This is a genomic window from Rhodococcus sp. MEB041 (assembly GCF_030208955.1).
GTDB lineage: Bacteria > Actinomycetota > Actinomycetes > Mycobacteriales > Mycobacteriaceae > Rhodococcoides.
Map to the genome: position 1 here is coordinate 848,684 of NZ_JARVSZ010000001.1, position 6,634 is coordinate 855,317.

The 6,634-nt window shown below is 67.9% G+C and carries 7 protein-coding genes; 5 read left to right on the forward strand and 2 right to left on the reverse strand.

Features of this window, described 5'->3' with window-relative positions; translation table 11 throughout:
* Positions 1-2 precede the first annotated feature (2 nt).
* The 3 genes from atpD to QRN16_RS04000 are packed head-to-tail and all read left to right on the forward strand — an operon-like array spanning position 3 to position 2,311.
* On the forward strand, positions 3-1,454 hold the full coding sequence (atpD, locus tag QRN16_RS03990; RefSeq protein ID WP_027507215.1) for a F0F1 ATP synthase subunit beta: 1,452 nt from the start codon (positions 3-5) through the stop codon (positions 1,452-1,454).
* 6 nt (positions 1,455-1,460) lie between these two features.
* Positions 1,461-1,829, forward strand: coding sequence for a F0F1 ATP synthase subunit epsilon (locus QRN16_RS03995; RefSeq protein WP_027507214.1), 369 nt, complete (start codon positions 1,461-1,463; stop codon positions 1,827-1,829).
* Positions 1,830-1,876: 47 nt separating this feature from the next.
* Entirely contained in the window at positions 1,877-2,311 is a 435-nt protein-coding gene (locus tag QRN16_RS04000) for a DUF2550 domain-containing protein (RefSeq protein WP_231476479.1), read from the forward strand.
* Positions 2,312-2,335: 24 nt separating this feature from the next.
* Here QRN16_RS04000 and QRN16_RS04005 read toward each other — a convergent pair whose 3' ends face one another.
* On the reverse strand, positions 2,336-2,917 hold the full coding sequence (locus tag QRN16_RS04005) for a cob(I)yrinic acid a,c-diamide adenosyltransferase (protein ID WP_027507212.1): 582 nt from the start codon (positions 2,915-2,917) through the stop codon (positions 2,336-2,338).
* Between the two features lie 65 nt (positions 2,918-2,982).
* Between QRN16_RS04005 and murA the strand changes: the two genes are divergently transcribed.
* A complete protein-coding gene (murA, locus tag QRN16_RS04010; protein WP_027507211.1) occupies positions 2,983-4,236 on the forward strand; it encodes a UDP-N-acetylglucosamine 1-carboxyvinyltransferase in 1,254 nt (417 codons plus the stop codon).
* 18 nt (positions 4,237-4,254) lie between these two features.
* On the opposite strand, the gene pdxR is transcribed toward murA, so the two are convergent.
* The gene (pdxR, locus tag QRN16_RS04015) at positions 4,255-5,664 is read right to left on the reverse strand and encodes a MocR-like pyridoxine biosynthesis transcription factor PdxR (protein WP_285184669.1); all 1,410 of its coding nucleotides are present in this window, start codon (positions 5,662-5,664) and stop codon (positions 4,255-4,257) included.
* 95 nt (positions 5,665-5,759) lie between these two features.
* Here pdxR and QRN16_RS04020 point away from each other — a divergent pair, with 95 nt between their 5' ends.
* A complete protein-coding gene (locus QRN16_RS04020; RefSeq protein ID WP_285184670.1) occupies positions 5,760-6,455 on the forward strand; it encodes a pyridoxamine 5'-phosphate oxidase family protein in 696 nt (231 codons plus the stop codon).
* Positions 6,456-6,634: the final 179 nt, after the last annotated feature.

Here is a 6,634-nt window from a genome sequence, read left to right on the forward strand (position 1 = left end):
ACATGACCGCAGCAGTAACCGATAGCACGGGTTCCGGCGCCAAGTCGTCCGAGAACGGGCGCGTCGTGCGCGTCATCGGTCCCGTCGTCGACATCGAGTTCCCCCGTGGATCCATCCCCGCGCTGTTCAACGCGCTGAACGCAGAGATCGAGCTGAAGGCCGTCGCCAAGACGCTGACGCTCGAGGTCGCACAGCACCTCGGCGACAACCTCGTGCGCACCGTGTCGATGCAGCCCACCGACGGCCTCGTCCGCGGCACCCCCGTCGTCGACTCCGGCAAGCCGATCTCGGTTCCCGTCGGTGACGTCGTCAAGGGCCACGTGTTCAACGCCCTCGGCGACTGCCTGGACAGCCCCGGACTCGGCCGTGACGGCGAGCAGTGGGGCATCCACCGCAAGCCCCCGGCCTTCGATCAGCTCGAGGGCAAGACCGAGATCCTCGAGACCGGCATCAAGGTCATCGACCTCCTGACCCCGTACGTCAAGGGCGGAAAGATCGGTCTGTTCGGCGGCGCAGGCGTCGGCAAGACCGTGCTCATCCAGGAGATGATCACCCGTATCGCACGTGAGTTCTCCGGCACGTCGGTGTTCGCCGGCGTCGGTGAGCGCACGCGTGAGGGCACCGACCTCCACCTCGAGATGGAGGAGATGGGCGTTCTGCAGGACACCGCCCTGGTGTTCGGTCAGATGGACGAGCCGCCGGGCACGCGTATGCGCGTCGCCCTCTCGGCTCTCACCATGGCCGAGTACTTCCGCGACGTGCAGAACCAGGACGTGTTGCTCTTCATCGACAACATCTTCCGGTTCACGCAGGCAGGCTCCGAGGTCTCCACTCTCCTCGGCCGCATGCCGTCCGCCGTGGGCTACCAGCCCACCCTCGCCGACGAGATGGGTGAGCTCCAGGAGCGCATCACCTCGACGCGTGGTCGTTCCATCACGTCTCTGCAGGCGATCTACGTGCCCGCCGACGACTACACCGACCCCGCACCGGCGACGACCTTCGCCCACCTCGATGCCACCACCGAGCTGTCGCGTCCGATCTCGCAGAAGGGCATCTACCCCGCTGTCGATCCGCTGACGTCCACCTCGCGCATCCTGGAGGCGTCGATCGTCGGAGACGAGCACTTCCGCGTCGCCAACGAGGTCAAGCGCATCCTGCAGAAGTACAAGGAGCTGCAGGACATCATCGCCATCCTCGGTATGGACGAGCTGTCCGAGGAGGACAAGGTCACGGTCTCCCGTGCCCGTCGTCTGGAGAAGTTCCTCGGCCAGAACTTCATCGTCGCCGAGAAGTTCACCGGTGAAGAGGGTTCGGTCGTGTCGCTGGCCGACACCATCGAGGCGTTCGACAAGGTCACCAAGGGCGAGTACGACCACCTTCCCGAGCAGGCCTTCAACAGCTGCGGTGGACTCGACGACGTCGAGGCCGCAGCCAAGAAGATCTCCGGAAAGTAGTCCGAGATGGCTGAGATGGACGTCGAACTGGTCGCAGTCGAGGAACGCCTGTGGTCGGGAACGGCCACGCTGGTCAGCGCTCAGACCACCGAGGGCGAGATCGGCATCATGGCCGGACACGAGCCGGTTCTCGGTCAGTTGATCGAGGGCGGCACCGTAGCCATCACGACGGGCGACGGTGAACGGCGCGTCGCCGCCGTGCACGGTGGTTTCCTGTCGGTCACCGGCCGGACCGTCACCATCCTCGCCGAGTCCGCCGAGTTCGCGGAGGACATCGACGTCGAGGCTGCGCGGTCCGTGCTGTCCGAGGGCTCCGACGACGAGGAGGCGCTCGCGATCGCACGCGGGCGTGTCCGCGCGGTCGAGCGGGCCTAGGTACACGAGAAGAAGCCGCGGCGGGTTCCGAAGAGATGACGTCCTGGATGACAGTGCTTGTCGTTCTGGTCGTGCTGCTCGGAGGGCTCGCCGCGGCTTTTCTGTATCGGTTGGTGCTTCTCCGCCGCGGGGGCACTGCCGTGATCCTGCGCAGTCTTCCCGCCGCAGCGGGAAGTGGGTGGCGTCACGGCATCGTCCGTTACGGCGAGAACGTGCTCGTGTTCTACAAGCTGTCGAGTCTGCGTCCGGGTCCGGACCGCCGCATGATCCGCCAGACTCTGATCCAGGGCGAGCGGCGCAGTCCGCAGAGCTCCGAGTTCGACATCATGAGTGACGAGACCGCGATCGTCGAACTCGACGCGGGGGACCGCCGCTACGAGATCGCCATGGAGCGTGGCCCGTTCACTGCATTCACATCGTGGCTCGAGTCGAGGCCGTCCGACCGGTCGCAGCGCAACATGCCGGGCAGCGGCCCGGCCTGACACGTCGCTCGCTCGGGCCCGTGGTCAGTCGCGCGAACGCTCGCCGCCCGGCTTCCACAGGACGTCGCCGTCCGGGTTGGTGACCCGCCCGAGAATGAACAGCAGATCCGACAGTCGGTTGAGATAGGTCGCCGGCAGCGGCCCCGTCGTCTCGGGATGTGCCTCGACAGCGGCCCACGCTGCCCGCTCCGCCCGTCGCGCGACGGTGCGCGCCTGGTGCAGAAACGCGGAAGCAGCCGTCCCGCCCGGAAGGACGAAGGAGGTCAGCGGCGCGAGAGTGTCGTTGAACTCGTCGCACCACGTCTCGAGCCGCGTGACGTACTCCGGCGTGACGCGCAGCGGTGGGTACTTCGGGTTCTCCTGGATCGGAGTCGACAGGTCGGCTCCGGCATCGAACAGATCGTTCTGGATCCGGCGCAACACCGTCGCCACGCCCTCGGGCGGTGATCCGACCGCCAACACCAGTCCGAGAGCAGCGTTCAGTTCGTCGCACTCCGCGTAGGCCACGACCCTCGGGTCGTTCTTCGAGACGCGGGAGAAGTCGCTCAGACCCGTCGTCCCGTCGTCGCCGGTACGGGTGTAGATCGAGGTCAGGTGAACCGCCATGGATCAACCCTACTGGCAGTCGGCCGATGCTCTGATCGACGACCGATGCCTCTACTGTTGACGTCGTGAGTGAACGTTTCCTGGTCACCGGCGGTAGTCGTCTCTCCGGCGACGTGTCGGTCGGTGGGGCGAAGAACAGCGTGCTGAAGTTGATGGCCGCGGCGCTGCTCGCCGAGGGCACGACCACCCTCACCAACTGCCCCGACATTCTCGATGTCCCCCTCATGGCCGACGTTCTCCGTGGGCTGGGGTGCGACGTCGAACTCGAGGGGGATGCCGTGCGCATCACCACCCCCGCAGAGCCGAAGTATCACGCCGACTTCGCGGCGGTACGCCAGTTCCGTGCGTCGGTGTGCGTCCTGGGACCGCTGGTCGCGCGGTGTCGCAAGGCCGTGGTGGCACTGCCCGGCGGCGACGCCATCGGCTCGCGTCCGCTCGACATGCACCAGTCGGGTCTCCGCCTGCTCGGCGCGCACAGCGAGATCGAGCACGGGTGTGTGGTCGCGACAGCGGAGAAGCTGCACGGCGCGACGATCCGGCTGGCCTTCCCGTCCGTGGGCGCGACCGAGAACATCCTGATGGCGGCGGTGCTGGCCGACGGCGAGACCGTGATCGACAACGCTGCCCGCGAGCCGGACATCGCCGATCTGTGCGCGATGCTGAACAAGATGGGTGCTCGCGTCGAGGGTGCCGGAACTCCGACGCTGACCATCATCGGTGTCCCCAGCCTGAAGCCCACCGAACACCGCGTCATCGGTGATCGCATCGTGGCCGCGACGTGGGGCATCGCCGCGGCGATGACCTGTGGCGATGTCACGGTGTCGGGGGTCAATCCCAAACACCTCACCCTCGTGCTCAACAAGCTGAAGGCGGCCGGCAGCACCGTCACCCTGCGCCCGGACGGATTCCGCGTCGTGCAGGAGGAACGACCGGTGGCCGTCAACTTCGCCACGCTCCCGTTCCCCGGGTTCCCGACGGACCTGCAGCCCATGGCGATCGGCCTCGCCTCGGTGGCCAACGGCACGTCGATGATCACCGAGAACGTCTTCGAGGCCCGCTTCCGCTTCGTCGAGGAGATGATCCGGCTCGGTGCCGACGCGCGAACGGACGGCCACCACGCGGTGGTCCGCGGAGTGTCGCGGCTGTCGAGTGCACCGGTCTGGTCCTCGGACATCCGCGCCGGCGCTGGTCTCGTGCTTGCCGGCCTCGTGGCCGACGGCACCACCGAGGTGCACGACGTCTATCACATCGACCGCGGTTACCCGCGGTTCGTCGAGCAGCTGCAGGATCTCGGCGGAGACATCGAACGCGTGCAGTGACGCTCGCGTCGCTGCACGTCAGTCGCCGTGGCGTCGGAGTTCGTCGACCAGAACGGTGAGTGCCGTTCGGAGCTCCGTGTCGGTCAGTCGGCCGTAGCCGATCACCAACCCGCCGACGTCGGTGTGCGATCGAGTGGACAGCGCCACGGTCGGTACCTCGATTCCGCGGTGTGCTGCGCCGCGGGCGACCGCCTCCGCTCGTCCCGGCGACAGGACGAGTGTCGTGTGCATACCCGCGCCCAGGCCACGGAGTTCACCGAACGGCGACAGCGAATCCCGTACTGCTGCATCGTGATCGCGGTAGCGCCGCCGCGCCGCTCGCACCGTGCGATCCCACTCGCCATCGTCGAGCAGTGACGTCATCGCCGAGCACAGGGGTGTCGACGGGAAGTCGCCCGTGGCCAGGCGGTGGTCGAGCACCGGCCGGACGAGGTACGACGGCAGCACCATCCACCCGAGTCGCACGCCTGCGCCCAGGGTCTTGGCGATGGTGCCGAGGTAGACGACGCGATCCGGATCAAGGTGCGCCAAGGCGGGGAGCGGCGCGACGTCGTAGCGGTACTCGGAGTCGTAGTCGTCCTCGACGACGACGGTGTCGGTGCTCTGCGCATGGGCGATGAGAGCGGCACGACGTCCCACGTCGAGGGTTCCGCCGGTGGGGTACTGGTGAGACGGTGTCACGTACACGGCGCGTGTCGTCTCGGGCGTGGACACGAGCGTGTCGACCCTCATGCCGCCGGCATCCACGGGGACGTCGTACAGGTCCCAGCCCATCGCGATCGCCGCCGACGCCGCAGTCCGATATCCCGGATCCTCCATCGCCAGAACAGGTCTCGGTTCCGGACGGTCCGCGTGCATCGCCGCGAGTGCCAGAGTCAGCCCATGGGTGGCACCCGTCGTCACGACCACGCGATCGGGATCGACGCTCATTCCGCGCGCGCGGCCGAGCAGCGAACACACGCTGCGGCGGAGATGGACGGGCCCCGCCGGATCGGGGTAACCGGGGGGAGCGGGCTCCGCGCCGGCGATGCGCCACGCCCGCCGCCATGCCGCGGTCGCCGAGGGCGGTGTCCAGGGGATGCCCGGTCGGAGCGCGAGTGTGGGGGGCACGCTGTCCGCCTCTGCGCGTGGACGCGCGTCGGTCACGGCGGTGGTGGACGTCGAGACCGACCTGAGGTCGGGGGAGACGAACGTGCCGGATCCGGCGCGGCCCTCGATCCACCCCTCTGCTGCGAGCTGGTCGAAGGCCTGATCGGCGACGCCGCGGGAGACCGACAGCTCTGCGGCCAGCGATCGGGTCGACGGGAGACGATCGCCGGCGACCAGAAGTCCGTCGACGATGGCGGTGCGTAGTGCGTCGGCGATCTGCAACGGGAGTGGACGCGTCGAGGATCGGTCCACGGAAAGTGGTAGCGCGTGTGAGGCCATGACGTCGATGCCTTCCCGCTGGTCGAAGTGGTCCAGCCGAACAGTATCGAAGTGGACCGTGACGGCGGACCACTTCGTTCAGCACACTGATTCGCATGACGATGCACGATGCCCATGGCCGGCGGCCCGACACCTCGTCGACGGCGACAGCTCTCTCTCCGACACCCCGAACGACGTTGCGACGCAACCGAGCTCGCGCCCAGGCGGATCGCGCTGCTCTGACGGACGTGCTCGACGCCGCACAGCTCTGTCACCTCGGAGTGGTGGTGCAGGGAAGTCCCCTCGTCGTCCCGACTGCGTTCGCCTACGACCTGGACGGTCCCGATGCCGAAGGGACGTTGTACCTCCACGGCTCGGTGGCCGCGACGACCCTGGGCGCTCCCGGTGACGTCTGCGTGAGCATCACGGTGCTGGACGGCCTGGTGCTGGCGCGCTCCGCGTTCCATCACTCGATGAACTACCGGAGTGCCGTGGTGCGGGGGACGCCCCGTGTCGTGGACGACGAGGGCGAGCGCGCCGTCGCACTCGATCTCATCGTGAACAAGCTGGTCCCCGGCCGAACCGATGTGGTCAGGGCCAACACTCGCAAGGAGCTGGCCGCGACTCGCGTGGTGGCACTACCGCTGTACGAGGCGTCGGTGAAGGCACGGTCGGGCGGACCGAACGACGACGAGGGGGACATCGCCGCCGGGGGAGTGTGGGCCGGCGTCCTCCCGTTGACGACGCAGGTCGGCGAACCCGTCCCGGTGCCCGATCTGGACGAGATCGGCGCGGCATCCCCACCGATGTGAGCGGCGTCATAGTCGGACTGTCGCTCCAGGGTGAGCGGGCGCGGGCCCCGACATACGCGTTGACCTGGGCAGACGCCGCGTGGACCGCGGAACACCTGCCGATTTGCATGGAGCGGTCCGCAGGCGTAACTTTCTTCGAGTCAGAGCGACACGGACACCGACCGAAGGCCTTCAGGGGC

Excerpts from the sequence above, each read along its gene's own strand:
- QRN16_RS04000 (WP_231476479.1), top strand. The coding sequence starts at position 1,877 with ATGACAGTGCTTGTCGTTCTGGTCGTGCTGCTCGGAGGGCTCGCCGCG.
- QRN16_RS03995 (WP_027507214.1), top strand. The coding sequence starts at position 1,461 with ATGGCTGAGATGGACGTCGAACTGGTCGCAGTCGAGGAACGCCTGTGG.
- QRN16_RS04005 (WP_027507212.1), bottom strand. The coding sequence starts at position 2,917 with ATGGCGGTTCACCTGACCTCGATCTACACCCGTACCGGCGACGACGGG.
- pdxR (WP_285184669.1), bottom strand. The coding sequence starts at position 5,664 with ATGGCCTCACACGCGCTACCACTTTCCGTGGACCGATCCTCGACGCGT.
- QRN16_RS04020 (WP_285184670.1), top strand. The coding sequence starts at position 5,760 with ATGACGATGCACGATGCCCATGGCCGGCGGCCCGACACCTCGTCGACG.
- atpD (WP_027507215.1), top strand. The coding sequence starts at position 3 with ATGACCGCAGCAGTAACCGATAGCACGGGTTCCGGCGCCAAGTCGTCC.